The organism is Sulfitobacter sp. UBA1132 (genome assembly GCF_002311545.1).
Taxonomy (GTDB): domain Bacteria; phylum Pseudomonadota; class Alphaproteobacteria; order Rhodobacterales; family Rhodobacteraceae; genus Sulfitobacter; species Sulfitobacter pontiacus.
This window is the reverse complement of record NZ_DCAN01000006.1, coordinates 69,502-96,406: the sequence shown is the minus strand read 5'-3', so window position 1 is coordinate 96,406 and position 26,905 is coordinate 69,502. Positions and strand designations below refer to the sequence as shown.

25 protein-coding genes are annotated in these 26,905 nt (G+C 60.8%); 9 read left to right on the top strand and 16 right to left on the bottom strand.

From position 1 onward, the window contains the following. Positions 1-75: 75 nt before the first annotated feature. From lpdA to B4F27_RS04260, 5 genes are all read right to left on the bottom strand, one after another. Entirely contained in the window at positions 76-1,470 is a 1,395-nt protein-coding gene (gene lpdA / locus B4F27_RS04280; protein ID WP_009826768.1) for a dihydrolipoyl dehydrogenase, read from the bottom strand. 107 nt (positions 1,471-1,577) lie between these two features. After that, positions 1,578-2,144, bottom strand: a complete 567-nt coding sequence (locus B4F27_RS04275; RefSeq protein ID WP_286758956.1) for a DUF924 family protein — start codon at positions 2,142-2,144, stop codon at positions 1,578-1,580. A gap of 81 nt (positions 2,145-2,225) precedes the next feature. Further along, positions 2,226-3,488, bottom strand: coding sequence for an MFS transporter (locus B4F27_RS04270; protein ID WP_286758955.1), 1,263 nt, complete (start codon positions 3,486-3,488; stop codon positions 2,226-2,228). Between the two features lie 74 nt (positions 3,489-3,562). Next, positions 3,563-4,627, bottom strand: a complete 1,065-nt coding sequence (queA, locus tag B4F27_RS04265) for a tRNA preQ1(34) S-adenosylmethionine ribosyltransferase-isomerase QueA (protein ID WP_286758954.1) — start codon at positions 4,625-4,627, stop codon at positions 3,563-3,565. Positions 4,628-4,636: 9 nt separating this feature from the next. Beyond that, entirely contained in the window at positions 4,637-7,981 is a 3,345-nt protein-coding gene (locus tag B4F27_RS04260) for a DUF3971 domain-containing protein (RefSeq protein ID WP_286758953.1), read from the bottom strand. Between the two features lie 99 nt (positions 7,982-8,080). Here B4F27_RS04260 and B4F27_RS04255 point away from each other — a divergent pair, with 99 nt between their 5' ends. From B4F27_RS04255 to B4F27_RS04240, 4 genes are all read left to right on the top strand, one after another. Next, complete coding sequence (locus tag B4F27_RS04255) at positions 8,081-8,542, top strand: peroxiredoxin (RefSeq protein WP_286758952.1); 462 nt, start codon at positions 8,081-8,083, stop codon at positions 8,540-8,542. Beyond that, on the top strand, positions 8,539-9,348 hold the full coding sequence (locus tag B4F27_RS04250) for a ferritin-like domain-containing protein (RefSeq protein ID WP_286758951.1): 810 nt from the start codon (positions 8,539-8,541) through the stop codon (positions 9,346-9,348). Before B4F27_RS04255 ends, B4F27_RS04250 begins: the two co-directional genes overlap by 4 nt. Positions 9,349-9,537: 189 nt before the next feature. Continuing rightward, on the top strand, positions 9,538-10,866 hold the full coding sequence (locus tag B4F27_RS04245) for a M23 family metallopeptidase (protein WP_074635085.1): 1,329 nt from the start codon (positions 9,538-9,540) through the stop codon (positions 10,864-10,866). Continuing rightward, positions 10,856-11,356, top strand: coding sequence for a bactofilin family protein (locus B4F27_RS04240; RefSeq protein WP_005852949.1), 501 nt, complete (start codon positions 10,856-10,858; stop codon positions 11,354-11,356). Before B4F27_RS04245 ends, B4F27_RS04240 begins: the two co-directional genes overlap by 11 nt. 139 nt (positions 11,357-11,495) lie before the next feature. On the opposite strand, the gene B4F27_RS04235 is transcribed toward B4F27_RS04240, so the two are convergent. Both B4F27_RS04235 and B4F27_RS04230 read right to left on the bottom strand, forming a co-directional pair. Further along, a complete protein-coding gene (locus B4F27_RS04235; RefSeq protein ID WP_064216830.1) occupies positions 11,496-12,050 on the bottom strand; it encodes a peptidylprolyl isomerase in 555 nt (184 codons plus the stop codon). After that, positions 12,043-12,549, bottom strand: coding sequence for a peptidylprolyl isomerase (locus B4F27_RS04230; RefSeq protein ID WP_009826761.1), 507 nt, complete (start codon positions 12,547-12,549; stop codon positions 12,043-12,045). Before B4F27_RS04230 ends, B4F27_RS04235 begins: the two co-directional genes overlap by 8 nt. A gap of 131 nt (positions 12,550-12,680) precedes the next feature. Between B4F27_RS04230 and B4F27_RS04225 the strand changes: the two genes are divergently transcribed. The 5 genes from B4F27_RS04225 (at position 12,681) to B4F27_RS04205 (ending at position 18,299) form a co-directional block, all read left to right on the top strand. Next, positions 12,681-13,874 (top strand): phosphoglycerate kinase, encoded by a 1,194-nt coding sequence (locus B4F27_RS04225; RefSeq protein WP_286758950.1) that lies wholly within the window; start codon positions 12,681-12,683, stop codon positions 13,872-13,874. A 180-nt stretch (positions 13,875-14,054) separates the two neighbouring features. Continuing rightward, positions 14,055-14,354: an FtsB family cell division protein gene (locus tag B4F27_RS04220; protein ID WP_005852941.1), complete on the top strand. Its 300-nt coding sequence runs from the start codon at positions 14,055-14,057 to the stop codon at positions 14,352-14,354. A 177-nt stretch (positions 14,355-14,531) separates the two neighbouring features. Further along, positions 14,532-15,542 (top strand): pyruvate dehydrogenase (acetyl-transferring) E1 component subunit alpha, encoded by a 1,011-nt coding sequence (gene pdhA, locus B4F27_RS04215; protein ID WP_005852939.1) that lies wholly within the window; start codon positions 14,532-14,534, stop codon positions 15,540-15,542. 3 nt (positions 15,543-15,545) lie between these two features. Then, positions 15,546-16,943: a pyruvate dehydrogenase complex E1 component subunit beta gene (locus tag B4F27_RS04210; RefSeq protein ID WP_286758949.1), complete on the top strand. Its 1,398-nt coding sequence runs from the start codon at positions 15,546-15,548 to the stop codon at positions 16,941-16,943. A 12-nt stretch (positions 16,944-16,955) separates the two neighbouring features. Then, positions 16,956-18,299 carry a pyruvate dehydrogenase complex dihydrolipoamide acetyltransferase gene (locus B4F27_RS04205; RefSeq protein WP_286758948.1) on the top strand — a complete coding sequence of 448 codons (1,344 nt, stop codon included), beginning with the start codon at positions 16,956-16,958 and terminating at the stop codon, positions 18,297-18,299. Positions 18,300-18,436: 137 nt separating this feature from the next. On the opposite strand, the gene cysE is transcribed toward B4F27_RS04205, so the two are convergent. The 9 genes from cysE to B4F27_RS04160 all read right to left on the bottom strand — a co-directional run bounded on the left by cysE (position 18,437) and on the right by B4F27_RS04160 (position 26,896). Further along, positions 18,437-19,258, bottom strand: a complete 822-nt coding sequence (gene cysE, locus B4F27_RS04200) for a serine O-acetyltransferase (RefSeq protein ID WP_074635090.1) — start codon at positions 19,256-19,258, stop codon at positions 18,437-18,439. Positions 19,259-19,342: 84 nt separating this feature from the next. Beyond that, a complete protein-coding gene (locus B4F27_RS04195; protein ID WP_286758947.1) occupies positions 19,343-23,275 on the bottom strand; it encodes a baseplate multidomain protein megatron in 3,933 nt (1,310 codons plus the stop codon). Further along, complete coding sequence (locus B4F27_RS04190; RefSeq protein WP_286758946.1) at positions 23,275-23,721, bottom strand: peptidase; 447 nt, start codon at positions 23,719-23,721, stop codon at positions 23,275-23,277. Before B4F27_RS04190 ends, B4F27_RS04195 begins: the two co-directional genes overlap by 1 nt. Next, positions 23,718-24,608, bottom strand: coding sequence for a DUF2163 domain-containing protein (locus tag B4F27_RS04185; RefSeq protein WP_286758945.1), 891 nt, complete (start codon positions 24,606-24,608; stop codon positions 23,718-23,720). The genes B4F27_RS04190 and B4F27_RS04185 overlap by 4 nt, the downstream gene beginning before the upstream one ends. Next, positions 24,605-25,237 carry a DUF2460 domain-containing protein gene (locus B4F27_RS04180; protein WP_286758944.1) on the bottom strand — a complete coding sequence of 211 codons (633 nt, stop codon included), beginning with the start codon at positions 25,235-25,237 and terminating at the stop codon, positions 24,605-24,607. Before B4F27_RS04180 ends, B4F27_RS04185 begins: the two co-directional genes overlap by 4 nt. Positions 25,238-25,249: 12 nt before the next feature. Further along, positions 25,250-25,909 (bottom strand): phage tail tape measure protein, encoded by a 660-nt coding sequence (locus tag B4F27_RS04175; RefSeq protein ID WP_286758943.1) that lies wholly within the window; start codon positions 25,907-25,909, stop codon positions 25,250-25,252. Beyond that, entirely contained in the window at positions 25,909-26,142 is a 234-nt protein-coding gene (locus B4F27_RS04170) for a rcc01693 family protein (RefSeq protein ID WP_180827551.1), read from the bottom strand. The genes B4F27_RS04175 and B4F27_RS04170 overlap by 1 nt, the downstream gene beginning before the upstream one ends. Beyond that, a complete protein-coding gene (locus B4F27_RS04165) occupies positions 26,139-26,453 on the bottom strand; it encodes a GTA-gp10 family protein (protein ID WP_074635097.1) in 315 nt (104 codons plus the stop codon). The genes B4F27_RS04170 and B4F27_RS04165 overlap by 4 nt, the downstream gene beginning before the upstream one ends. A gap of 2 nt (positions 26,454-26,455) precedes the next feature. Then, positions 26,456-26,896, bottom strand: coding sequence for a phage major tail protein, TP901-1 family (locus B4F27_RS04160; RefSeq protein WP_286758942.1), 441 nt, complete (start codon positions 26,894-26,896; stop codon positions 26,456-26,458). Positions 26,897-26,905: the final 9 nt, after the last annotated feature.

Here is a 26,905-nt window from a genome sequence, read left to right as displayed (position 1 = left end):
CGGCAAACGCCCGGCAACATTGAATATGTCACCGGGCGTTGCAAAGATCAGGACCCCGCTATGCGCGGGCAAAGGCTACATATGGATAACGCGTCCGTAAGCATCCAGCACGGATTCATGCATCATTTCTGACAAGGTCGGGTGCGGGAAGACGGTGTTCATCAGGTCTTCTTCGGTGGTCTCAAGTTGACGCCCCACGACATAGCCCTGGATCAGCTCGGTCACCTCGGCACCCACCATATGCGCGCCAAGCAATTCGCCTGTTTTTGCGTCAAAGACGGTTTTGATCATCCCCTCGGGCTCGCCAAGGGCAATCGCCTTGCCATTCCCGATGAAGGGGAAGCGACCCACCTTAACGTCAAAGCCAAGCTCTTTCGCCTTGGCTTCCGTATACCCGACGGACGCGACCTGCGGGTGACAATAGGTGCAGCCGGCGATGGACTCCGGTTTGACCGGGTGCGCGTGCTGACCCGCGATCAATTCGGCGACCATCACCCCCTCGTGCGAGGCTTTATGCGCCAACCAAGGGGCACCGGCGATGTCACCGATGGCATACAGCCCCTCGACGCCGGTCCGGCAATACTCATCGGTCACGACATGGGTCCGATCAATTTTCACGCCCAGATCTTCCAGCCCAAGATCCTCGACATTGCCCACGATACCCACGGCGGAGATCACCGTGTCAAACTCATGCTTGGTCACCTTGCCGCCCGTTTCGATATGGGCAGTCACCTTGTCATCAGCGCGGTCCAGTTGTTTGACAACGGCCTTCTGCATGATCTTCATGCCCTGTTTTTCGAACTGCTTTTTCGCGAATTTGCTGATCTCTTCATCCTCGACAGGAAGGATACGATCCATCACCTCGACAACAGTCGTGTCTGCGCCCAAGGTATTGTAAAAGCTTGCGAATTCGATACCGATCGCGCCAGATCCGATCACCAGCAGCTTTTTCGGCATATGGGGCGGCTGCAAGGCATCCTTGTACATCCACACGCGTTTTCCGTCTGCTTCCAGCCCAGGCAGGTTGCGGGCCCGCGCACCGGTCGCCAGTACGATATTCTTGGCGGTCAGCGTCTCTTCCCCGTCTTTCGACTTAACCGACACTTTACCTTTGCCCGCTAACGTTGCCGCGCCCATGAAGACCGAGACTTTGTTCTTTTTCATCAAATGCCCGATACCGCCGGACAACTGCCCCGCAACTTTGCGCGACCGTTTGACAACTGCCTCCAGATCATAGCCGATATTGTCTGCCTTCAGGCCAAACTCGCTTGCCCGCTGCATCAGGTGGAATACTTCCGACGACCGCAAAAGCGCTTTGGTCGGGATACAGCCCCAGTTAAGACAAATGCCGCCTAGATGCTCACGCTCTACAATGGCGACCGAAAGCCCCAATTGCGCCCCCCGGATGGCCGCAACATAGCCCCCCGGCCCCGCACCAATCACGATCAGATCAAAGGATTTCGCAGCCATTATGCAACCTCGCAGCACGTATTGAAATTTAGTTTAGTGGTAAACTATCTCGCGAGCGTCAGCAACTCGGAGAATTCCGACCCAGGATCAAACTGCCTGACCCGCACTTACGTGAGTGTCCGCAGCGTATAGGCATACCCCCCGTCGTCAAGATATGCGGTTTCAGCGGCGGTGCTTCGCCGACCCAAGGCGTTGTTGCGATACGGAAATCTGCCAAATTGCCGGATCACCTTTCGATGCGCGCGCGCATGCCGAAGCGTCTCCTCGGCCTCGGGCATACGGTCACAGACCAGCCGCACGCAGTGATCCTGATCGGTCAGACTTTCTGAATGCATGAGCGGAAGGTAAAAAAATTGCCGTTCAGGCGGCGCAATGAGCCTATCCCATTCGTTGCGCACGGCGGTTTGAGCCGCCCGCAAGGCCCGCAGATCAGTCGAAAACGCCTTCCCCTGCCCGCGAAACATATTGCGCGGAAACTGATCCGCTAGAATGAGATAGGCCAAAGTGCCTTTCGCATCGGTCAGCCAATGGTCCAACCGATGGGTCCCGATGAGCGACCAGGTGTCCAAAAACTGTGACCGGATCGCGGCATCAAGGTCATCATCCACCGCATACCATCCCGCGGGCCCAGTTTCCTCCAGCCAGAACCGACGTACGTCCTCAGGCGTTTTCATAGCCTTGCCTCCTTTGACCACAGAAAAGATCAAACTTTTCTAATTTCATTAGACACAAGATGTAACGAATTAGCAAAACGTCTAGGTCGGCTCCGCTTCCGCGGTTTGTTCGCTCTCGATCGCATATTCCTGCGCCAATTCGACCGCAACGGTCGTCGCAGCGGGGTAAATCGGGATGTAGTTACCCGTTTCATCCGCAGGAATGGCCGGACGTACCGTCGCGCGGTAGGACGCGTAGACCGCCAAAGCAAAGAACAGAACAGCCGTGAACAGATAGAACCCGCCCGGCCCAAGCGCGGTGCCCATCATCCAGCCGGTGATCACCGGACCCAGAATAGCTCCCAACCCGTTAATAAAGATCATCCCGCCAGAGGCCGCGGCCATATCCTCGGGTTCAAGGAAGTCGTTCGTGTGCGCAATAAGAAGAGAATACAATGGGTTAGACATGCCGCCCACGACAAAAGCGGTCAGCAGCAACACGCTAAAGCTATGCCCCAGCAGCATGCCGATGACAGACCCGATCCCCCCGATGATGGAGGTGATAACGATCAAAAGACGGCGGTCCATCCGGTCCGAAACCCAGCCGATCGGGTATTGCAGAACCACCGAGCCTACGAAAAACGTCGCAACGAAGATCGAAATTTGCGCCACGGTCAGCCCGGCTTCGGCACCGTAAACCGAGGCCATCCCGAACTGCGCCGAAAAGACCCCGCCCAACAGGAACATGCCGACACACCCCAAGGGCGAGAAGCCGGCCAATTCGCGCAAGCTCATCGGTTTGGTGGTGTCAAACGCGGGCGTCGGGCTGATCGACAGCAAAATTGGCGTCACCGCCACGCTGACCAAAACCGACGGAATAACGAACAGGACAAAGCCTGAAGGGTCCGCGGTGAGCAAAAGCGCTTGCGCAATAACGATGCCAAAGGTTTGCACGATCATATACAATGACAGCGCCTGCCCCCGGTTTTCGTTAGTAGCGGCGTTGTTGAGCCAGCTTTCTGCTGTCACGTAAACCGCAGAAAAACAAAAGCCGATCAACACGCGGCCCACCGACCAGACAGCGACGTTCGGGAAGGTCGGATACAGGATCATGACAGCCGAGATCATCGACGCCAGCGCCGCGAAGACCCGCACGTGACCGACGCGCCGGATCATACCCGGTGCCATACGCGAGCCGCCCAAAAAGCCCACGAAATATGCCGACATCACGATCGACATTTCGAAGGTCGAAAATGCCTCGATCCCGCCGCGAATCCCCAAGAGCGTACCTTGCATGCCGTTGCCCACCATCAGCAAACACATGCCCAACAAAAGCGCCCATGCGCTGCTCAGTACCTGAAACATCTTACGAATCCTTTAACGCGATCAGCCCCCTCCCTGACGGCGATCCCAAGAGGTGTCACCCCCCCGAACGACATTCAGGCGTTTATTTGCGTCTTTGGAAAGAGCAGCGACGCATCGCCATAGGAGAAAAACCGATAATTCGATTCAATCGCGTGATTGTAAATCTTTTGTATAGTTTTCTGCCCCATCAATGCCGAAACGAGCATCATGAGGGTCGACTTCGGAAGATGGAAATTCGTCATCAACGCGTCTGCGACATTGAATTCAAAACCGGGGGTAATGAAAATATCGGTATCCCCTTCCCAGGGTTGGATATTCCCGGACCGCGCAGCGGTCTCGACCAGCCGCAAGGCAGTGGTCCCAACGGGTATGACCCGCCCGCCAGCAGCTTTGGTGGCGGAGATTTCGGCAGCTGCCTGCGCGCTCACCTGCCCCCACTCGCTGTGCATTTTGTGGTCAGCAATGTCATCGACCTTCACGGGCAGAAACGTCCCCGCGCCCACATGCAAGGTGACGTGGCTAAAGCGCACCCCCATCTCGGCGAGCTGATCCAGCAGCAACTGATCAAAGTGGAGCGACGCCGTAGGCGCGGCCACTGCCCCCGCATTCTTCGCAAAAACGGTTTGATAATCCGTCATGTCCTGCGCGTCTGCCGGACGCTTGCCAGCAATATAGGGCGGCAATGGCATCGCACCGGCATCATTCAGCGCGGCGTCAAAATCGTCGCCGCTGCAGTTGAAGCGCAGTTGACCCTGCCCATCCTCGACGCTAACCAAACGGGCAGAAAGATCGGCGCTGAAGACGACAGTCTCGTCAATCTTGAGCTTTTTCAACGGCTTGATCAGCGCAGCCCAATCCGCATCGCCCCGTGGCTCCAGCAAGGTTACTTCGATACGCGCCTGTACCGGCCCCTGTGCGCTGTCCCGGTGGCGAAGCCCCGACAACCGCGCCGGAATAACCCTTGTGTCATTCAGCACCAGCCGATCCCCGGGACGCAACCAATCGCTCATATTGGCGACGGTCGTGTCAGTCATATGATCCCCCTGCGCAACGAGCATCTTGGCCGACGTACGGGGGACCGCAGGGCGCGTCGCGATCAAACGCTCGGGCAGTTCAAAATCAAAGTCACTGAGTTTCATACGCGCCCGTTAGCGCCCCTCAAAGCGTTGAGCAACAGGTTTTTGCGGCGCGGGGGTGGCAGCCCCCCCGTCCTGAGCGGGCGTCGTGCGTGGGGTGCTGCGAAAAATATCCCGCATCGCACCGGGCACAAACCCCGACAGCGGGTTCACCGAGACAGACGGGTTCTGCACCGTCCCGCCGATAGAGTAGTTGAATCCCAAAAGCCCCTCGCCCTTACGGGTCAGAAAACTGGCTATTCCGTTCAACATATATACAGGAGAGATCACACCCTGCAGCGCCATCTGGCCGGAGTCAGTGGCAAAAACCCCATCCATAGAAATCCCAAGCGACGCCCCCGTCGCGCTGGCTTGGGTCAGGTTGACGCGATTGGAAGACAGGCGAAAATCAGCTTCGACCGTGTCAAAATATATCCCGTCCCCGTTCAACTCGTTGATCAGCCCGACCACGGACACTGCGTTCACCAGCGCTGCAATCGTCGGGGCGTCCTTGATACGAACGTCTTTAATCTCTGCGTGACCGTCGAAAGCCCCGCCCGATCCGGCGGGTACCAGGGTCAACGAAAGCGCGCCGCCGTGGACTTGTTGTGCAATGTTGGCAGACCTCAAAACGCCACCAGCATCGGTTGCCGTCAATTGCACCGCGCTACGGCCATCCTTGGGTACGACGCGACCAGAAACCGGCGCGCCCCCGTTCAAGGCCGCCGTGAACCGTCCATCAAGGCCACGCGCGACGTTAAATTCGCCCTGCATTCCTGTCAGGGCAATTTTATCCGTGACTTGCAATCGATCCAGCGACAACAACATCGGCGGGCTCGCGACCCCGCTAGGCTTGCTTTTTCCGAGCTCCGCCCTGCGCAAATCAAGACGGCCGCCTTTCACCACCACCTGCACCGGGCGGCCTGCCCCCTGCCCGATCAGATCCACAGGCACATCCAGCCAGTTCCCGACCTGCAATCGGTGAAATTGCAATCTGTCCAACGCACCACTTGGGTGCAATGTGACATTTCCCTGCGCCGACAGTCCCGCGGCGCTGATCTTCAAGGTATCGACGTCTGGAACCGGCCCAAGCCGCCCCGATATCTCCAACGTGCCCGTCTGGGATCGGGCTTTGGTCCAACCGATCTGTGGAACGGTGATGCGCAGACCCCGCAGATCCGAAGTGACAGAAAAATCAGGGGGTTCGCCTTTAACCAGATCCATCGCGAACCACGCCCGCCCTTCACCTGCTATCGTATCAGGGGGCAGCGCGATCTTGAAAGTCTCGAGCGTTTTGGCGTTCAGCGCAATATCTGCCCTGACACTGCTCGCAGCGCCCGGCTTCCCGAAGGGTTGGGACCATTCGCCGTCAAAGGGAACGCCGTCCAGCTCGCCCTCGCCCTTGATCGTCAGGCCGCTGTTGGACGCGTTCAATGTCAGCTGGTCGGCACGCAGCGCGCGATCTTTGACCAGACGGTCGCTTTGGAATTCCGCCAGCGTTCCGTTTATGTCGAAGATCGTCAGCTTCGGGTCAGAGCCTTTTTTCATCGGAAAGGACAAAGTGCCCGCCAACTGGGCCCGTGCATCGACAACGTCAACCGGCAGATTGGCCTTATCCATCGCCTGCAACGGGGGCCGGTTCAACAGCGCCAGGACCGATGTGATGTCCGCATCGGCGCGCAACCGAACGATGCCGGGCGGGCCGTCCTTGACCGTGACATCCGGCATGATGAACGAAGACCCGTTCACCGACACCGGCGTCTCGTCGGGCGGTGTGATCACCCCGGTATCCACGCTGACAACAAAGCGGTTGCGCGAAAGGCTCGCATGACCGCTGCCGTCGGTGATATTCGGCATGGTGCGCAAAAATCGAACCTCGGCACCCTGAAAATCAAAGTCGAGGTAAGTTTGCGGTGTCTCGCCAGGCTTCAAGCGAAAGGCAAGGTCAACGTCGCTCAACGCGCCGGCGTAGATATTTTCGTCCACCCACTTGCGGGTCTTTGGCTTGACGTTTTCTGGCCAAAGCTCAAGGAGGCGCGCTGGTTTCAACGCGTTCAACCCCGCATCCAGCGCAACTTGCCACCCCTGCGTCCCCGCCCGCAAATCCCCCGACAGGTTCAACGTCGTCCCCCCGTCAACGATATCCATACGGCCGACCGACATGTGAAACGGGTTGAAGGTGATTTTGGCATCCAGGTCGGCACCCTCAATCGACACAGGGGCGTCATAAATATCGGCAGGGTCAGCCACCAGATCGCGCAGACGAACCTGTGCGACCAGCTCGCCCAGTTTACCGCTGTCATCGATACCCAGACTTGCGGCCCCCTCGATCCGGCCCGACACCCATTTGCTTTCGACCGAAAGCTCGTCAAAACGCAGCAGACGCTGATCTGGGTCATAGCTGAAATAGCTGCGGGCCCCGTCAAAGGGGATCGGCGTAGCACGTTCGTTAGGTTGAACCACCCCGGCCCCGATCTGCAGCGTCGCGTTCAGCGGCTCGAAGGTGCCGTCCTCGTCAAGGCTGCTGCGCACCGAACCGGAGATAGACGCGCGCAGCACTTTCAACCAAGCAAAGGCGGGGTTCTGCACCGCGATGTCGCCCGCGCTCACGCCATCGAAATTCACGCCGAACTGCGACGCGGTATCGCCAATTTTGCTACTGTAGTTGGCAGAAAGAGTGGCCACATCCGCCCCCCCGCCCAAAACGGCGAGCTCGGCCGTCATCCGCAGGTTATCGCCTTCGCGGTCCAGCAACAACCGACCGCCATCCACAGTCCACATCCTGTCGGACTGAAGATCGGTGTAGCGCAAAGTCAGGGCGCGCAGCTCTATCGACCGCAGCCGCGACAGCGCCTTCGTCTCGAACACCGTATCAAGCTGGCCGATCAACTGCGGCATCGTGGCCGCCCGCCTCTCTGCCGGGGCGGTCCCGCTTGCTGCGCTCAGCGCGACGCGGCCATCCTTATCGCGCCGCAGATTGGCCACAACCCCGGACATCGCAATATCGCGCGGCTGCACATCGCCTGCCAGCAGGCCCTGAATGGAAAAACTGGCCCGCACTTCACGGAAGGCGGCAAAGCTAACCCCTTGGGGGTTGGTGATATTAACGTCCCGCAGCCGAACGCGCGGCCGCCACCCTTCGTCCACGATCAACACCATCTCTCCAAAGCCGATCCGCGCAAGCGGCATATCTTTGGCAAACCGCTCTTCGATCCGCGCCTCGAGCCATTCCGGCACGACAATGGGGCTGCGGATCATATAGATGGCAGCCCCCGCGATGGTGGCAACAATCAGCGAAATAACCAGCAGCGACCATTTGGTGGCTTGCCAAAGTCGTCTCCGCTTGGGGCTGCGGGGGGCTGCGCTGGTGTTGGGCATGGGCGTCCGGTTTTTAGGGCGGCTTGGGGTTTAAGTTTCGCCAAGCCCGACTAGTATGACAGTGCAGACAACGGCTTCCAATACATAAGAAAGTGACCCATGCCAGAGATTTCCCAACCCGCACCAGACTTTAAGCTTCCTGTGACGGGGGGTGGCGAAATTTCGCTCTCCGATCTGCGGGGCAAGGCTGTGGTTTTGTATTTCTACCCCCGTGACGACACGCCGGGCTGCACCAAGGAGGCCGTGGGGTTTTCCGAACATCTTGAAGCTTTTGCCGACGACGGTGCCGTGGTTTTTGGCGTGTCCCGTGACACGATGGCAAAACACGACCGTTTTGCGGCCAAACATGCCCTGACGGTTCCGCTGCTGGCCGATATCGATGGGGCCGTGACCGAAGCCTATGCCGTCTGGGTCGAAAAGAATATGTACGGCAAAAAGTCCATGGGGATCGAACGCGCCACCTATCTGATTGATGCGAGCGGCAATATCGCCCGCATCTGGCGCAAGGTGAAAGTCGCCGGTCACGTGGAAGAGGTACTGGACGCGGTGCGCGCCCTATGATCGTGCTGGCCCAAATGGCGGAAAACGTGCTGCGCACTGCGGATGGCCGTGAAAAAACTGCGCTTTCCCATAAATACGCAGCCGAGTGGCGGGCTGCCCGCGCCGCAGGCGAGGCACCGGAAATCGGCACGTCCAACCCGCCGTTGCGCCCGGCCCGCCCCGACAAGCCAGAACTCTTGTCGCCCCGCGATGTGCCCCACCGCAAGCCCGGATCGCCCGAAGGGCGCATCGCCTTGCTGCACGCCGTGGCCCATATCGAATTGAACGCGGTTGATCTGCACTGGGACATTATTGCGCGCTTTACCGATGTCAAAATGCCCATGGGATTTTACGATGATTGGGTCAGCGCCGCCGACGATGAATCCAAACATTTCAATCTGATGTGCGATTGTCTTGAAGCTTTGGGCAGCCACTACGGGGCCTTGCCCGCCCATGCCGGTATGTGGCGCGCTGCCGAGGATACGGTGGATGATTTCATGGGGCGTCTCGCCGTTGTGCCTATGGTGCTTGAGGCGCGCGGGCTCGATGTGACGCCCAATATGATTCAGGTGTTCAAAAGCGCCAAGGCCACGCAGGCCGTCGACGCGCTTGAGGTGATTTACGCCGAAGAGGTCGCGCATGTGGCCTATGGGTCAAAGTGGTTCCACTTCCTGTGCGGGCGCCACGAGCTTGACCCGAAAGAGGCGTTCCACGATCTGGTGCGCACCTATTTCCACGGTGTTCTCAAGCCCCCGTTCAACGAAGAGAAGCGAGCAGAGGCCGGGATTCCACCGGATTTTTACTGGCCGTTGACCGAGAGTGTTTAAAATATTCGCCCTCCAAACCGTTGAATCGGCAATTTATTGCCAAATTTGTCGTTAAACTTTCATTAACCGCCGGTGGGAAAGTCTGAAGGGTTGCCCGACGGCCCCCCACTGGCTAAGCACGGCGGGTGACAATCAGCGCGCGGTGGGGGCCTTGCGTGCTGTGACAGGGACGGAACAAGGATACCACGCGTGCGGACAAGGTTTGCGATCAAAATTCATTCGGCGCTTGAACGGTTTTTTCCCGAACGCCGCGTTTTTCTGAAATCCGATACCGACACACGCTTTATCCGCCTGCGCCCCGTTACCCAGCTTTTCGTCTTCACCGGGGCGTCTTTGTTTGTGGCCTGGTCGATCGTCGCCACCGCCGTGATCCTGATGGACAGCATCGGGTCGGGCAATTTTCGCGAACAAGCCAAACGCGACCAACGCACCTATCAGGCCCGGTTGAGCGATCTTTCAGCGCAGCGCAATGGGCGCGCGGAAGAGGCCGTTGCCGCGCAGGAACGGTTTAACGCCGCGCTGAAGCAGATTTCGGTCATGCAGTCCGAGCTGCTGCAATCCGAGACGCGCCGCCGCGAGCTTGAGACCGGCATCGAAGTTATTCAAAGCACCCTGCGCGACACGATGAAAGACCGCGAAGCTGCGCGCACCCAGGTCGCGGAACTGGAAGGGGCCGCGGAAGGCGACGGCAAGTCCAAGACAGCCGCCAATGGATCCTCCGCCCCGATTTCCCTGCTGGCAGAGGCGCTTGAGCGTACCGCCGCCGAACGCGATCAGGTGGTGATTGATGCCCAAGACGCGCTGATCCAGGCGGATGAACTGAACCAGAAGCTGGCCTTGATGCGCGAACAGAACGACGCGATTTTCCGCCAGCTTGAAGAGGCTATGACCGTCTCTGTTGCGCCGCTTGATAAGATGTTCCGCAGCGCGGGCATGCCGACCGACCGGATGCTGGCGACGGTGCGGCGCGGTTATTCCGGTCAAGGCGGCCCGCTCATGCCTCTCAGCTTCTCTACACGGGGGGAGGTTCCTTCTCCGGATACGCTGCGTGCCAACCGGCTGCTAAGCCAGATGGACAAGCTGAATATGTACCGCATTGCCGCGCAAAAAGCGCCCTTTGCGAGCCCGCTCAAGTCGTCTTTCCGGTTCAGCAGCCCGTATGGCTACCGCCGGGATCCAAAGACGGGCGGGCGCAGAATGCATAGCGGAACCGACTTTGCTGCGGGTATGGGCACGCCCATTTACGCGACAGCCGAGGGCGTCGTCACCCACGCCGGCTGGAGCTCGGGATATGGGCGGTTGGTAAAAATTCAACATGAATTCGGGGTCGAGACACGTTACGCGCACCAATCCAAATTGCGCGTAAAAGTCGGCCAAAGGGTATCGCGCGGACAGCGGATAGGTGATATGGGAACATCAGGACGGTCTACTGGTGTCCACCTGCATTACGAAGTCCGTGTCGGTGGCAAGGCTGTAAATCCAATGATCTTTATCAAGGCTGCAAACGATGTTTTCTAAAAGCAAAATCAATGATCCCGCTCCTAAGTCCGACGCAGACACGTCCAGCACCGCTGCACCGTCATCCTCTGCACCGGCTGCGCCCAAGCAAAGCGAATTCAAGGCCAGCGCGCCCAAGGCAAAACCACCTGCCTCCGTGCTGTCCTCCGATCTGCACATCACCGGCAACCTGAAAACAACCGGCGACATCCAGGTTGAAGGCACCGTGGAAGGCGACATTCGCGCCCACCTGCTGACCATCGGCGAAACCGCGACCATCAAAGGCGAAGTGATCGCCGATGACGTTGTGATCAACGGCCGTATCGTGGGCCGCGTGCGCGGTCTGAAAGTCCGCCTGACATCGACCGCCCGCGTCGAAGGCGACATCATCCACAAAACCATCGCCATCGAATCCGGTGCGCATTTCGAAGGCTCCGTTCAGCGTCAGGACGACCCGCTGAACCCCGGCGCGAAATCCGCCCCTGCACAAAAGCCGAACCCGGCGTCCTGATCGGACAAGGGTGATGAATGTAAAAGGGCGTCGCACTGCTGCGACGCCCTTTTACGTTGTGATATCAAAATCTTCGACTGCGAAGTGCTGCGCGACCAAAGCGGGGCAAAGGAGCAAGCGCCCCTGCCCTACGCGATGATTATTCGGTCACCTTGACCTCGACCATACGGTCGGGTGTGCCGGTGACAGCGCCGTTGCCGCCGGTCCCACGCTTGATCGCGTCCAGCACGTCCAGCCCTTCGGTCACTTTGCCCACAACGGTATATTGCCCGTTCAGGAAGTGCCCCTGGTCAAACATGATAAAGAACTGCGAGTTCGCGGAATCCGGGCTCTGGCTGCGAGCCATGCCGACGACACCGCGGTCAAAGGGGATGTCCGAGAATTCGGCAGGCAGATCGGGCAGGTCGGAACCTCCCATGCCCGCGCGGCCTGTGTCCCCACCAGCCTTGCCAAATTCGACGTCACCGGTCTGCGCCATGAAACCGTCGATCACGCGGTGAAACACCACGCCATCGTATGCCCCTGCTTCGGCCAGCTCTTTCAGCCGTGCCACATGCGCGGGGGCCACATCTTCGGCCAGATCGATCTTGATGGTGCCTTGCGCTTCGCCATCCACGGTGATCGCCAGACCATCCGCAAAAGCCGCCCCTGCCATCACGGCAGAAGCAACGCCTGCTGCAATCAGATTACGCATCAGCGGCAACCTTGACGCTGATCATGCGATCAGGGTTCGCTGGAGGCTCGCCACGGGTGATCGCGTCGACATGCTCCATCCCCGAGATGACCTGACCGTAAACAGTGTACTGACCGTTCAAGAAGTCGTTGTCTTTGAAGTTGATGAAGAACTGGCTGTTCGCGCTATCGGGGTTGGCGGAACGCGCCGCACCGATGCTGCCACGGGCATGTGGCACTTTGGAGAATTCGGCTGGCAGGTTCGGCATGTCCGACCCACCGGTCCCCGCGGCGCGCAGGTTGAAATTGTCTTCCATGTTGCCGTTGGCCACGTCGCCCGTCTGCGCCATGAACCCTTCGATCACGCGGTGAAAGGCCACGTTGTCGTATTTACCGGCGCGGGCCAGTTCCTTCATACGCTCTACGTGTTTGGGGGCCACATCTGGCAACAGCTGGATGGTGACAGTGCCGCCCTTCAGTTCCATCAGGATCGTGTTTTCGGGGTCTTTGATCTCGGCCATGCCGGTCTCCTTTAAGAATTTCGTTGGCAATTACCTAGGACGTGCAAGCGCAATTGCCAAGCGGGTCCATTGACCCTGACGGCAATAACGGCAAAACACGACGGGAATTGTGGTTTTACACGAGGGACAAGATGGGCTGGAAAGCATTGGATGACATGGACCTGCGCGGCAAGCGGGTTCTGGTGCGCGTGGATATCAACGTGCCGGTTGAAAACGGCAAGGTGACGGACGACACCCGCATCCAGCGGATCATCCCCACCCTGCGCGACATTCTGGAACAAGGTGGCACCCCTGTGTTGCTGGCGCATTTTGGCCGCCCCAAGGGCAAACGCGTGCAGGATCTGAGCCTGCGTGTCGTCCTCCCCGCGCTCGAGGCTGCCTTGGGCCGCAAAGTCGTGCTGGCCGAAACGCTCGAGGCTGCCGAGACGGGCACCGAAGAGATCAACGCCGCCGATGTATTGCTGCTCGAAAACATCCGTTTCTATCCGGGCGAGACCGAGAACGACCCCGATTTTGCCAAACGTCTGGCCGGTTTGGGCGATATCTATTGCAACGATGCCTTCTCTGCCGCGCACCGTGCCCATGCGTCGACCGAAGGGGTCGCGCGGCTCTTGCCCTCTTGTGCGGGCCGTTTGATGCAGGCCGAGCTTTCGGCGCTTGAGGCCGCGCTGGCCACTCCGAAACGCCCCGTGGGCGCGGTGGTGGGCGGTGCCAAAGTATCGACCAAGATCGAGCTGTTGGAAAACCTCGTGAACCGGCTGGATCTGTTGGTGATCGGGGGCGGCATGGCCAATACGTTTCTGGGCGCGCAGGGCGCTGATCTGGGCAAGTCCCTGTCTGAACCCGATTTTTACGACACCGCCAAGGATATTCTGGCACAGGCCGAAAAGGCCGGCTGCCGCGTCCTGCTGCCCGTAGATGGGCTTGTCGCGCGTGAGTTCGCCGCCCATGCCGCGCATGAGGTCGCAGCCCTTGGGGCCGATACCGTACTGGCAGCGGACCAGATGGTACTGGACGCAGGCCCAAAGACAGTTGAACTGGTCAAAGACGCGTTTGACGGCCTGAAAACCCTGATCTGGAATGGCCCCATGGGCGCGTTCGAGATCGCCCCCTTCGACACCGCAACCGTCGCCGCGGCCAAGGCAGCGGCTGAGCTGACACTCGACGGCGCGCTGATCTCTGTGGCGGGCGGTGGCGACACCGTGGCCGCATTGAACCAGGCAGGTGCGGCGGATGATTTCACCTATATCTCCACCGCGGGCGGTGCCTTTCTCGAATGGATGGAAGGCAAGACCCTCCCCGGCGTCGCCGCCCTAGACGCCTGACCTTATCCCCGCCAGTCGTGGCACAGCCATACGACTGGCGGGAAAGATATGCGACATCCTTGCCCAACCCCCTAAAAAGATGAACATTTTCTTGCCAATCGCAAGACAAGGGATTCCCTTCGCGAATCACCTGTGTCATACTGGGGGAACGTCCACTAAGAGACGATTAAAGGCAGATACATGAACCGCAGCAGCAAACCCGCTTTTGGCACTCTCTTGTTTTTCGCGATCGCCTTCGCGCTGAGCCTCTATTTCGCCTTCGCAGCGATTCAGGGGAACTACGGCCTGTTCCGCCGCGCCGAGATCGTGGCCGAAGCTCAGGATCTGCGGGTACAGCTTGCACAGGTGCAGATCGATGTGGCGCGGATGGAGAACCTGACCCATCGTCTGTCTGACGAATATCTTGATCTCGACCTGCTGGACGAGCAGACCCGCAAGGTGCTGGGGATGATCCGCGCCGACGAAATCGTGATCCGCTGATACCCGCGCATCATCCGGCATAATCCCCCGCAGCGTCATAAAAAATTCATGTCCCGCCAGCAGGGTATTGCGTGACCTGTAAATGCCTCTCGCCATCATTGCTCGAATCCGATAAGAGATAGTTTAACGCTAAACTATTTTGCGCGTGCGCGGGACAAACTACGGAGGAATTGCCCCATGGCTGCCCAGAAACCGACGAAAAAGACAAACGCCAGCGCCGAAGAGCTCAAGGCCTATTACCGCGATATGCTGCTGATCCGGCGGTTCGAGGAAAAAGCGGGCCAGCTTTACGGCATGGGGCTGATCGGTGGTTTTTGCCACCTGTATATCGGACAAGAAGCGGTGGTTGTCGGGCTTGAAGCCACGGCCAAGGACGGCGACAGCCGCATCACCACCTACCGCGACCACGGGCATATGCTGGCCTGCGGCATGAACCCCGACGGGGTGATGGCCGAACTCACCGGCCGCGAAGGCGGCTATTCCCGCGGTAAGGGCGGGTCTATGCATATGTTCTCTAAGGAAAAGAAATTCTACGGCGGCCACGGCATCGTGGGCGCGAACGTGCCCCTTGGCGCGGGCATCGCCTTTGCGGACAAGTATAAGGGCAACGACAACGTTACCTTTACCTATTTCGGGGATGGTGCCGCGAACCAGGGTCAGGTCTACGAGACGTTCAACATGGCCGCCCTGTGGAAACTGCCGGTGATTTTCATCATCGAAAACAACCAATATGCCATGGGCACCTCGCAGCAGCGCTCTACCTCCAGCGCTGAAATCTGGGAACGCGGCAAGGCTTTCGGCATCCCCGGCGAAGCGGTGGATGGCATGGATGTGCTGGCGGTCAAGGACGCGGGCGAACGCGCGGTGAAACACTGCCGCTCGGGCGACGGCCCCTATATTCTGGAAATCAAGACATACCGCTACCGCGGGCATTCGATGTCGGACCCGGCCAAATACCGGACCCGCGAAGAAGTGCAGAAAATGCGCGACGAACGCGACCCCATCGAACAGGTGCGCAACATCCTGCTGGAACATAAACACGCCAGCGAGGACGATCTGAAAGCGATCGACAAAGAGATCAAGGAAATCGTTAACGCAAGCGCGGAGTTTGCCAAAGAAAGCCCCGAACCCGCGGCGGAAGAGCTTTGGACAGATATCTACGCAACCGAAGTCCCACAGGAGGCTTGAACCATGGCAATCGAAATTCTCATGCCCGCACTGAGCCCCACAATGGAAGAAGGCACGCTTGCCAAATGGCTGGTCAAAGAGGGCGACACCGTGTCCTCGGGTGACATCATGGCCGAGATCGAAACCGACAAGGCCACGATGGAATTCGAAGCCGTCGACGAAGGCACCATCGGCAAGATCTTGATCGACGCCGGCACCGAAGGCGTCAAGGTCAACACCCCCATTGCCGTGCTGCTGGAAGAAGGCGAAGACGCCTCTGACATCGACAGCGCGTCCAGCGCCGCACCGGCGGAACAGACCAAAGCCGACGACAGCGACGACGCCAAAGCCGACAAAGCGCCCGCCGCCGCCAAGCCCGACGCCGAGGCCCCGAAGGCACCGGAAACCGACACCACCCCCGACTGGCCCGAAGGCACCAAGCTGAAACAGCAGACGGTGCGCGAGGCCCTGCGCGATGCCATGGCCGAAGAAATGCGCCGTGACGAAGATGTGTTCCTGATGGGCGAGGAAGTCGCCGAATACGAAGGTGCCTATAAAATCTCCCAGGGTTTGCTGGATGAATTCGGGGCCAAGCGGATCATCGACACGCCGATCACCGAACACGGGTTTGCCGGTATCGGTGTGGGTGCTGCCTTTGGCGGGCTGCGCCCCATCGTCGAATTCATGACCTGGAACTTTGCCATGCAGGCGATCGACCACATCCTGAACTCCGCCGCGAAAACGCTGTATATGTCCGGCGGTCAGATGGGCGCACCAATGGTCTTCCGCGGGCCAAACGGTGCCGCTGCCCGCGTCGGCGCGCAGCACAGCCAGGATTACGCCGCGTGGTACATGCAGATCCCCGGCCTTAAGGTGGCGATGCCCTACTCTGCCTCCGATGCCAAAGGCTTGATGAAAACCGCGATCCGCGACCCCAACCCCGTCGTTTTCCTTGAAAATGAAATCATGTACGGCAAATCCTTCGATGTGCCCGATGTCGAGGATTATACCGTCCCCTTCGGCAAGGCCCGCATCTGGCGCGAGGGCACGGATGTCACGATCGTCAGCTTTGGCATCGGCATGACCTATGCGCTGGAAGCCGCTGAAAAGCTGGCCGAAGAAGGCATCGACGCCGAAGTCATCGACCTGCGCACCCTGCGCCCGATGGACACCGCCAGCATCATCAAGTCGGTGATGAAGACCAACCGCCTTGTCACCGTCGAAGAGGGCTGGCCACAAGGCTCCGTTGGGAACTACATCTCCAGCGTGATCATGCAGGAAGCCTTTGACTATCTGGACGCACCGGTGATCAACTGCACCGGCAAAGATGTGCCCATGCCCTATGCCGCAAACCTCGAAAAACTGGCGCTTGTCACCACGGACGAGGTCATCGCGGCGGTCAAAAAAGTCACCTACAAGTAAGGAGCGGTCCACATGCCCATAGAAATCCTCATGCCCGCCCTCAGCCCCACGATGGAAGAAGGCACGCTGGCGAAATGGCTTGTCGCCGAAGGGGATAGCGTCTCCTCCGGTGATATCCTGTGCGAGATTGAAACCGACAAGGCGACGATGGAATTCGAAGCCGTCGACGAAGGCACCATCGGGAAGATCCTGATCGGTGACGGCAGCGAAGGCGTCAAGGTGAACACCCCCATCGCCGTGCTGCTGGAAGAGGGCGAAGAAGCGTCAGACATTGACAGCGCCCCTGCCCCGGCTGCCAAGGACAGCGCCAAGGAAGATGCCCCCGACCAGGACGCGGCCCCTGAAAAAGGCTACGGCCGCGGCGAAAGCGACGCCAACGACACAGGCAAATCCGCCCCCGCCGCGCCCAAGGGCAGTGACGGCAAACGGCTATTTGTGACACCGCTGGCCCGTCGCATCGCGGCAGACAAAGGCGTGGACCTGACCGAACTCTCCGGCTCTGGCCCGCATGGTCGCATTATCAAAGCAGATGTGGAGGCAGCCTCCGCCGGTAGCACCAAAGCCAAACCGGCCGAAAGCACGCAAACCGCCAGCGCACCGGCAGCCACAGCGGCCCCTGCTGCGGGCCCTTCCGCCGACGCTGTGATGAAAATCTACGAAGGCCGCGCGTTCGAGGAAATCTCCCTCAACGGCATGCGCAAGACCATCGCCGCGCGCCTGACCGAAGCCAAACAGTCGATCCCGCATTTCTACCTGCGCCGCGATATCGAACTCGACGCGCTGCTGAAGTTCCGCGGTGAGCTGAACAAACAACTCGAAGCCCGCGACGTGAAGCTGTCGGTCAATGACTTCATCATCAAGGCCTGTGCGCTGGCGCTGCAAACCGTATCTGACGCCAATGCCGTCTGGGCCGGTGATCGCATCCTCAAGCTCAAGCCCTCGGATGTGGCCGTCGCCGTGGCCATCGAAGGCGGCCTGTTCACGCCTGTGCTGAAAGACGCCGAGATGAAATCGCTCTCGACCCTCTCGGCAGAGATGAAAGACCTCGCCACCCGTGCACGCGACCGCAAGCTTGCGCCGCATGAATATCAGGGCGGCAGCTTCGCCATCTCGAACCTCGGCATGTTCGGGATCGACAACTTCGACGCGGTCATCAACCCACCCCATGGCGCGATTTTGGCCGTCGGCGCGGGCGTCAAGAAACCCATCGTCGGCAAAGATGGGGAGCTCGCCGTCGCCACGGTCATGTCCGTCACCCTCTCTGTCGATCACCGCGTCATCGACGGTGCCTTGGGCGCGCAGCTGCTCAGCGCCATCAAGGACAATCTCGAAAACCCCATGATGATGCTGGCGTAACCCCTCTTCCAAATGGATCCAAATCCTCGGGGGTCCGGGGGCAGACAGCCCCCGGCCTCACAAAAAAAAGGCCGGCCCCAATGACGGGTCCGGCCTTTTTGCCTCGCGACTAAGGCGCCCGGCCCCAAGCCCCAAAATTACATATTAATTTCGCCCTGCGGCCCCAGCATGTGGTCCATCAAGACCGACGGCTGATCGCAGCCCGCTTCACCGACAACGCGCGCAGGGATGCCCGCGACGGTCTTGCAGGGCGGCACCGATTCCAGCACGACAGACCCCGCCGCAATGCGCGAGCAATGCCCGATAGAAATATTGCCCAACACCTTCGCCCCCGCGCCGATCAATACGCCGTTGCCAATCTTCGGGTGACGATCCTGCTCCTCCTTGCCCGTCCCGCCCAAAGTGACCGAGTGCAGCATCGACACATTGTCACCCACGACCGCGGTTTCGCCAATCACGACGGAATGGGCGTGGTCGATCATGATTCCCTTACCGATCGTCGCGGCGGGGTGGATATCGACGCCAAAAATCTCGCTCACGCGCATCTGCACGAAATAGGCCAGATCCCGTTTACCTTGTTTCCACAGGTGATGGCCCACACGGTAGGCCTGCACGGCCTGATAGCCTTTGAAATACAGGATCGGTTGCAACAGCCGGTGGCAGGCGGGATCACGCTCGTAAATCGCCACCAGATCGGCCCGTGCCGCCTTGATCAGGTCAGGATCACTGGCAAAGGCCTCCTCCACCATCTCATGGACCACCATCATCGACATTTCATTCGAGGCCAGCTTCGCCGCGATACGGTAGGATAGCGCTTTCTCGATGGATTTATGGTGCAGAATCGTGGCGTGGACAAAACCGCCAATCAGCGGCTCATCGCGGACAGCATTCTGTGCTTCCGTCTGGATCTGATCCCAAACCGGATCCACCGTGGCGATATTCGTGCGTGCATTTGCCATAAGACCATCCTTCTTTGTCCCCACGATATAGCAGGTTCCGCCCAAGTGCCAAACGCAAAGCCAAGGGTTTACACGCGCAGTTTATCACAAATTGATCTCGCCAAACAGCGCGGTCCCCGCCCCGTATAGCGCAGAAACCTGCGCAACACTGATCAACGCAGGCCCCGCCGCCCCGTCAGCTGCGCGCATTTGGGCGGTATAGGTCCAGCTTGCGCGGTCCACGAGCTCTTCGCGCAGGACAACACCGTTTTGCAGGATACGCAGCTGATATTGCTCGCTTTCCTCGGCCAGTGGCACATCGAACTCCGTCCACCCGTCGCCATTGATCCGCGTCCGGCGTATCCAGCCAAACCGCAACGCCCCCGCCTCTTCTGTTATTCGCAGGTGGCAGGGCCGATAGGGGCGCAGCCCGGTGCCGTCAAAGCTCTCGGTTTTTTGAACGTAGCTTGGGTCGTTCAGCGGACGGCCCGCAGGCCCGATGCGATAGGTCTGCGCGATCCGCAACAGGTTCGGGCTCAGCTCGATCTGGCGAGGGACAGTGTTGAGCAGCACAAACTGCGATCCCGCTGGCCAGACATCCGGCATCACCCCATCCGACCCCGCTTGCCCGCGCAGCCGGTCGCGCAGAAGATAGGTTTGCGGGGCGATCAGCTCGGCCTGCGCGAACTGGAACACCTCCCACCGGTCGGCAGAGCCGTCGCCGATAGCCGCCAGATTGGCCCCGCCCAGCAGATCGGCCTCATCAACACTTTCTAACACGCCGCTGGTCAGCGTGACCTGCAGCGCCTGCCCGCGATCCACCACACCGGGGCGCGCATGGGCCATGTCGTTTTGCGTGACCCCCATTGTCGCGCGCAAGGGCATCAGGGTGTTCAACCTGAAATTCGTTTCCCCGCCAGAGGCATAGACCGCGACATTGCCCGGCCATTGCCGTGCGCTGGCCGCAATATGCGGCGCATGGGGCACCTCGTCACCGCGCAGCAGCGGCAGGTCCAGAAACAGCGCGTTCACCGGTACGGGCGCGACAAAGGGTTTCAACGCGACCAATTCGTCATCGAAGGGCGCGGGGTCATAGACCTCGGGCTCGATCCGCACGGCCTCGATCAAAGACATCTCCCCCATCTCGACCCGATCCACACGGTACAGCGCCTCCCCCTCGCCATCGTCTGGCGGCAAGGCAATCACATCGCCCGCGCCCACATCCATCATCGACGGCGGCAACGCCAGACGCACCCCTTCGCGTGCCACACGCGCCTCTATCAGCCAGCGTTCAGCTGTCTGGTGCCCCTCCGCCCGGGTGAGCGCCATATTGAACTCTGACATCGCCACCGCATGGGTCGCGTCGTCAGGCAAGATCGCCTCTTCCGCGATCACCTCGTAATCGCCATCCGCCTGCACAAACCGCAAGCGCAGACGCCCCGAAAGTTCCGCCTCTGCCTCACGGGACTGTTCCACCGGTGCCTCCAGATCACCCGAAACAGCCAACGTTTCTCTGTTCAGCGGCACGGCATCCAATCCGTCCCGCATGATGAAACGCAACACCCCGTCGCGTTCCACCGCATCAAAGCCATAGCGCAGCATCAACGGCTGCAACGCCGCGCGCGCATCAGCCACCTCGTCCACCACATAGCCGCGGACATAGCCATACAGCCCAGAGGTATCGAAATCGTTAACACCAGCACGACGGCAGATCGCCGCCACGAGCTCGGACAAGGGCAGCGCCGCACTGCGGCCGTTCAGCCAATGCCCACGGGCGTAATTGCGACCATCGCTCCACAGTGCGCGATTATTGGGAAAGAAAGGATAGGGCCGCGTGTCCCAGGCCCAAACAAAGGCGCGGGTCATATCCACCATCGGCCCGCCATAGGCCGCCGAGATCGGATTATGCGCCGGATCCCGCCAATGATCCCCCACGGCACGCAGATATTGCATCTGCATCAACTCATCCCGCGCGCCCGACGAATAGCGCGGCAAACTGCTTTCAGAGCTTTTGAGGTCAAGAAACTTATTCGGCTGGTTGGTCCCCTTGTCCACCGCCGCGCAGCCGTATTCCGTAAACCAGATGGGCTTGGACCTTGGCAGCCAGCCCGTCGGCTCTGCTGCGCGCGCACCGCCGATACGATTGTGGTGCAGGTTCTCCCACCAGCCGCGCAGATCCTTGTAACGGTAAACCCAAGGCTCCCCATGGGTGCCATCGGTGATCGGCGTACGGCGTTGCGCCGCGCGCGCCTCGGGCGAATGGTAATACCAGTCAAACCCTTCGCCCCCCGCAACATTACCCGCCAGATAGTCGAGAGCATAAATGCTGTCGCTTTGCTGCGCGTCCAGATGATCTGTACCGTCGCGCCAATCGGACAGCGGCATATAATTGTCGATACCGATGAAATCGATAGTGTCGTCGGCCCACAGCGGATCAAGGTGAAAGAACACATCGCCGCTGCCATCCTGCGGGTGATAGCCGAAATATTCGGACCAATCCGCGGCATAGCTGATCTTGGTGCCCGCGCCCAAAAGCAGCCGCGCCTCTGCGGCCAGCGCGCGAAACGCCTGCACCGCGACAAAGCTGTTCCCCGCCCCGCGGATCTGCGTCAGCCCGCGCATCTCGGTGCCGATGCAGAAGGCCTCTACCCCGCCTGCGGCTTTGCACAGGGCGGCATAATGCAGGATGAACCGCGACATCGACCATTCCTGCGGTCCGGAATAGATGACCTGCCCGCCCGCAACGGTAAAATCCGCCGCCGTGACTGTGCCAAAGAACGCCGCCACCTCGTTATGCGCGCTCAGCGTCCCGTCAGAGCTGCCCGCCTGACCCGGCGCTTTCGCCAGTGTGATCCGCCCCCGCCAAGGCAGCTTGGGCTGGGTACCCGCATCGCTATAGGGATCGGGCAAAGCATTCCCTTCTAGCTGGTCCATCAGGATGAACGGGTAGAACATCACCGCCTTGCCCGCCGCCTGAATGGCATGGATCGCCTCGATCACCGCGGCATCTGTGGGGGTGCCGCCATAGACCGGTCGGTCGTCCTCGCGGGCGATCACGCCGGCGGTGCCTCGGGTCAGACCTGCCACCTGCCACGGCATGTTTTCGCCCTCGTCCTCGGCGCTTTCCACCTTGGGGCGCAGGCGGCATTCTCCGCACCGCAGATCATCGCCGAACCACGAGACGACCAGCGACGCGGCAGCCAGCTGCGGCAGGTCCTGCGTGGCATCCTCAAGCGCGGCGGCGAAATCACTGCGCCCGTCGGGGGTAGAGACATTGGCGCTCCACCGGCCACCCTGCCCGTCGGTATAATGCACCGGAGTCGTCGCTAACGCGTATTCCCCTGTGCCGGGAATCAGCGCGACACCTTGAACCCCATGGGTGACGCTGATGTCGGCGGCAGGCGCATCCGGTTCCTCTGCACGCAGCACCTCGAAGGAAAACTGCGGCACGCGGTTGCCGAATTGCCCCAGCCCGAGGTTCTCCATCACCACATAGGCCGTGCCACGATAGGCCGGCACCGCGTCCGCCCCCTCGATCGCGGCAATCGTCGGGTCGGGCAGTTGATCGCGCGTCCCGCGATAAACCGCCATATTCAGCGCTTGGGCCGAGATTTCCTCCCCATCCGCCCAGATCCGGCCAATGCTGGTGATCTCCCCTTCGCACAGGGCGATGGCGAGGCTGACGCTATAGCTGTATTCCGTCGTCTGCGGGGTCGAGGGCGCGCCCTTGCCACCGCCGCCGCCCGTCACTGTCGTCGTCTCGGCGAAATCCGAGGCCCAGATCACCTGTCCCCCGACACGCATCCGGCCATAGACCTGCGCAATCGCCGCGCCCTCGCCCGCCTGGGTCAAACGAAAGCGGTCAACCTTGCCGGTCTCGACCGCCTGTGCCCCTTGCCCCAGCAGCCGCTGGTCGATCACACGGCCAAGGGTCGCCCCCACGGCACGCCCAATGGCGACCGAAGACAAGCCCGCCAATGTGCCCCCGACAGAGCCGCCAATCGCCGCACCTGCGGTTGAAAGAAGTATCGTCGCCATCAGATCGCCTCCGCCGGGAATTCAAAACGCGCCACAATGCGCCTGCGCCACGGCAGGCTCAGCGGGCTTTCCGTCACCCCATGCCCGCTGTAGCCGTGGATAAAGCTCGCCTGCGCGCCGACCTCTGCCGCCACGCCCAGATGTTTCGCCACCGCCCCGCTGCGCATCCGGAACAGCAGCACGTCACCGGGGGCCTCATCGATCAGGACTTTGGGCGAGAGGTGACGTAGCGCAGCGCGCCAAAGCCGCTCGTCCCCCTGTGGTTCTGACCAGTCCATTGAATAGGAAGGGATCGCCTCGGGCTCCTCCCCCATCACCTCGCGCCAGATACCGCGCAACAGGCCAAGGCAGTCACAGCCCGCCCCCTTGCGCGCCGCCTGATGCACGTAGGGCGTACCGATCCATACCCGCGCCGCAGACACTACGGCGGTCCCGCGCGCGCTCATCTTAACGATCCGCCGGTATTGCTACCCGAGGATTTCGGCACCGCCATCATCCAATCCGCGCTCGGCACATCAGGGAAGCCCTGAAAGTTCAGCAGGTTGTTGAACTTCAGACGACAGGTGGTGTGGCGTTTGTCGCAGCCTGCCACCAGTCTCAGCCGTTGCCCGGCGGTGATTGCACCGCGGATCGGCTCCCACAGCTCGACCTCGCGCCGACCCTCCAGCACCCGGTCGTGTTTGATCATACCCCAAAGCCCCGCCGCAGGGCCGTCCAGCACCTCAAGCCGGCCCCGCGCGAACCATGCGTCATCAAACCCGTTGATCCCCTCCCAACGGAACACCCGCCCGTCCTCGTGCTCCTGCGTCGCGAGTGTCACGGCATAGCCCGCCGTCGCCAGATCAAACCCGCAGGCCGCATCCCCCAGCACCGCGGTGCAGGGCTTCTGAAACACCCGCCCCAAGGGCCGGTTCAACGCCTCGGTCAACCCGCGCAGTTCTGCGCGAAAGGCACCGCCCGCGCGCTGCATCTCGGCAATCGTGCCGCGAAAGATCATGCAGCGGGCGGTCACATCGGCCCAGTTCACCCGCCAGCAGCACACTTCCGCCCCGTCAAAGCGCCCCTGCTCGATCTCGTCCTCGCGGATCGCGTCATCGCTCAGCGCGCCCAGCGCCTCTGTGTTATCCACCGACAGCCCCGTGCTCTGCGCCAAGGCCCGCGCACTCAGCCCGCTATCCGCACGAAACGCCAATCCATCAAAGTCGAGCGGCTGATCATGGTCGGTAAACGCGAGCGTCACCCCGTCCCGCCGCCGGATTGCCCAGGCCGTGCACAGCGTCGTCAGACCCGTGCGCGCATGCGCCAACACCGCGTCCTTGCCCGCCCCGCTCATACCCGCACCTCGATCACAGGCACATCCGGCACCTGCCCCGCCTGAAAGCTGGCAACGCTGACCAGAATGCGATCCGTGTCAAAGCGGACAGGCACGTCGAATTCAAACCCCGCCGACACCTGCATCTCGGGGTCCGGCGCATGGGCGAAACGGATGATGCCCGTGCTCAGATCAACCTCATAGTCGCTCCCCTCTTGCAGGGCGTCCTGCTCTATCCCCACACGCACGGTTCCGGCAACCGGCTTGGTAATAGGCCTGACATAGCTATGCCCGCCCGAGCTATAGGTCTTGACCAGTTGATAGTCCGTCCGAACACCATCCCCGAAGCCAAGGCTCTGATCCTCGAACGTGACCCCGACCGAAGAGGCACAGGATTTGAAATCCGCCCAATCCTTCCAGCGAAACCCGTACATCTGCCCCATACGCGCCTCGAAGAACCCCGTGAGCGCTTGGATATCGTCGATAGAGCGCATCCCCAGCCCCGCATCATACACACGGCGTGAATGGGCCCAGGGGGTGTTGCGCTCCTCATACCCGTTGGCGAGCGTCACCACATCGGTACGGCGTTGCGGCCCTCCGAGGGATCCAAAGCTCAGGCTGGGTGGAAATCTGACATCGTGAAAATTCATCGGCTTGCTCCCCTAGCGGTTACGGTTGCCAGCGTTCAGCGCGCGGCTCAGCTGAGCGGCGATCTGGCTTTGACTGCGTTGGAATCCCTGCACATCAGGGGTGGTGATATTCATGACCACGGTCGTCCCGCCGCTCGCGCCCCCTTTGACACCCAGCTTACCGTCCGGCCCCCGCGCCAAGGGCATGATCGCCTCCGGTCCGGCCTCGCCCATCAGCCCCATCCCCCCGCGCATGCCAAAGCCTGTCGCGGTGCTGACAATCCCCCCTTGGGCAAAAGGCATCACACGTCCTTGGGAAAACGGTGCCCCGTCGGCAAAGGGAAGTATTCCCTGCACCAGTGATCCCACACCTTGACTGATCAGCCCGCCGACGTGATCGGACACCGGCTTCATCGCCGCGTTATACGTCGTGTTCACCATCGACCGCGCCACGGTGGACAGGGCATCCGACAGTTTCATCCCGTCAAACGCGACACCATCAAAGGCCTTGCGCAATCCACGGCTCAGCCCCTTCTCTAACGTCGCGACATCCTTGCCTGTCGCGGCCAATGCGCTGCGCATGCGGCGCAGTTCGGCATCGAAGCCAGCCACCAGCGTGGCCGTCGCGCCAAGCGTCTCATTCAACCGCTCTGCGCCATCCTCTAGCCCCTCGAATGTATCATCCTGTGCCATCAGTCCTCCTCTCTCTGCCTATCGGGATAAGCCGCCATCAAGGCTGCCAATCCATCCCCCAACAGCGGAGCCCGCCCCGCCTCGCTCCCCAGCATCAGTTGCAGCTCTGCCGGCGTGAGCGCCCAGAATGCGTCGGGCGTCAGCGTCAACCCCCTCAGCCCCGCCCGCAGTAGCGCGGCCCAGTCCATCCCCGGCGCGGTCTCTGTCGTGGTCCTCTTGGGCGGCACGCTCATACCGGCACAACAAAGGCACGCGCCAAAAGCTCTGCGGCGGCCTGAGAGGCGGCAACCGGCCCGCCCTCGATCTCGGCTTGCGCAAGCGTCTCGGCACTTACCTCAGTCCCCCCTGCACGCAGGCCCGCGGCCAACAGCAACAGCACATCCCGACTGCTGAACCGATGCCCCTCGAACCGCTCGACCAAAGCCACCAGAGACGGCTCCTCCAGCGTCTCCTCCAGCTCGGCCAAGGCCCCCAGGGTCAGCCGTGCCACGCGTCGCTGACCATTCACCACCAGCGCCACATCCCCTCGCCACCGGTTCACCATGATCAGACCCCGCTCTCGGGCGCGTCTGCCGTATCCGCGGTAAAGCTCAGCTGCCCCGCGGATTGCAAGCTCAGCTCATAGGTCGCCTCCCCATTCAGCGACCCGCCATACTCAATGGCCGCCACCTGGAACGGCCCCTCGATAATGCCGAAGCTGGGGATCACGATCTGAAAATCCGGCGTCAGCCCGTCAAAGAACAACTGCCGCGCGCGTTCATCCGTGCCCGCATCGCGAAACACACCCGACCCGCTGATTGCGGCAGATCGGACGCCCGCGCCCGCCAGCAGCTCCCGCCAGCCCCCCTCACTGTCAAGCGAGGTCACCTCAACCGGCTCCGCGTTAAAGCTCACCCGCGTGGCCCGCAGCCCCGCGATCGTTTCGAACTGACCATCGCTCGTCATGTCCACCTTGACCAAAAGGTCTTTGCCCGCTTGAACAGCCATATCCACTCT

Excerpts from the sequence above, each read along its gene's own strand:
- lpdA (WP_009826768.1), bottom strand. The coding sequence starts at position 1,470 with ATGGCTGCGAAATCCTTTGATCTGATCGTGATTGGTGCGGGGCCGGGG.
- B4F27_RS04275 (WP_286758956.1), bottom strand. The coding sequence starts at position 2,144 with ATGAAAACGCCTGAGGACGTACGTCGGTTCTGGCTGGAGGAAACTGGG.
- B4F27_RS04270 (WP_286758955.1), bottom strand. The coding sequence starts at position 3,488 with ATGTTTCAGGTACTGAGCAGCGCATGGGCGCTTTTGTTGGGCATGTGT.
- queA (WP_286758954.1), bottom strand. The coding sequence starts at position 4,627 with ATGAAACTCAGTGACTTTGATTTTGAACTGCCCGAGCGTTTGATCGCG.
- B4F27_RS04260 (WP_286758953.1), bottom strand. The coding sequence starts at position 7,981 with ATGCCCAACACCAGCGCAGCCCCCCGCAGCCCCAAGCGGAGACGACTT.
- B4F27_RS04255 (WP_286758952.1), top strand. The coding sequence starts at position 8,081 with ATGCCAGAGATTTCCCAACCCGCACCAGACTTTAAGCTTCCTGTGACG.
- B4F27_RS04250 (WP_286758951.1), top strand. The coding sequence starts at position 8,539 with ATGATCGTGCTGGCCCAAATGGCGGAAAACGTGCTGCGCACTGCGGAT.
- B4F27_RS04240 (WP_005852949.1), top strand. The coding sequence starts at position 10,856 with ATGTTTTCTAAAAGCAAAATCAATGATCCCGCTCCTAAGTCCGACGCA.
- B4F27_RS04235 (WP_064216830.1), bottom strand. The coding sequence starts at position 12,050 with ATGCGTAATCTGATTGCAGCAGGCGTTGCTTCTGCCGTGATGGCAGGG.
- B4F27_RS04230 (WP_009826761.1), bottom strand. The coding sequence starts at position 12,549 with ATGGCCGAGATCAAAGACCCCGAAAACACGATCCTGATGGAACTGAAG.
- B4F27_RS04225 (WP_286758950.1), top strand. The coding sequence starts at position 12,681 with ATGGGCTGGAAAGCATTGGATGACATGGACCTGCGCGGCAAGCGGGTT.
- B4F27_RS04220 (WP_005852941.1), top strand. The coding sequence starts at position 14,055 with ATGAACCGCAGCAGCAAACCCGCTTTTGGCACTCTCTTGTTTTTCGCG.
- pdhA (WP_005852939.1), top strand. The coding sequence starts at position 14,532 with ATGGCTGCCCAGAAACCGACGAAAAAGACAAACGCCAGCGCCGAAGAG.
- B4F27_RS04210 (WP_286758949.1), top strand. The coding sequence starts at position 15,546 with ATGGCAATCGAAATTCTCATGCCCGCACTGAGCCCCACAATGGAAGAA.
- B4F27_RS04205 (WP_286758948.1), top strand. The coding sequence starts at position 16,956 with ATGCCCATAGAAATCCTCATGCCCGCCCTCAGCCCCACGATGGAAGAA.
- cysE (WP_074635090.1), bottom strand. The coding sequence starts at position 19,258 with ATGGCAAATGCACGCACGAATATCGCCACGGTGGATCCGGTTTGGGAT.
- B4F27_RS04195 (WP_286758947.1), bottom strand. The coding sequence starts at position 23,275 with ATGGCGACGATACTTCTTTCAACCGCAGGTGCGGCGATTGGCGGCTCT.
- B4F27_RS04190 (WP_286758946.1), bottom strand. The coding sequence starts at position 23,721 with ATGAGCGCGCGCGGGACCGCCGTAGTGTCTGCGGCGCGGGTATGGATC.
- B4F27_RS04185 (WP_286758945.1), bottom strand. The coding sequence starts at position 24,608 with ATGAGCGGGGCGGGCAAGGACGCGGTGTTGGCGCATGCGCGCACGGGT.
- B4F27_RS04180 (WP_286758944.1), bottom strand. The coding sequence starts at position 25,237 with ATGAATTTTCACGATGTCAGATTTCCACCCAGCCTGAGCTTTGGATCC.
- B4F27_RS04175 (WP_286758943.1), bottom strand. The coding sequence starts at position 25,909 with ATGGCACAGGATGATACATTCGAGGGGCTAGAGGATGGCGCAGAGCGG.
- B4F27_RS04170 (WP_180827551.1), bottom strand. The coding sequence starts at position 26,142 with ATGAGCGTGCCGCCCAAGAGGACCACGACAGAGACCGCGCCGGGGATG.
- B4F27_RS04165 (WP_074635097.1), bottom strand. The coding sequence starts at position 26,453 with ATGGTGAACCGGTGGCGAGGGGATGTGGCGCTGGTGGTGAATGGTCAG.
- B4F27_RS04160 (WP_286758942.1), bottom strand. The coding sequence starts at position 26,896 with ATGGCTGTTCAAGCGGGCAAAGACCTTTTGGTCAAGGTGGACATGACG.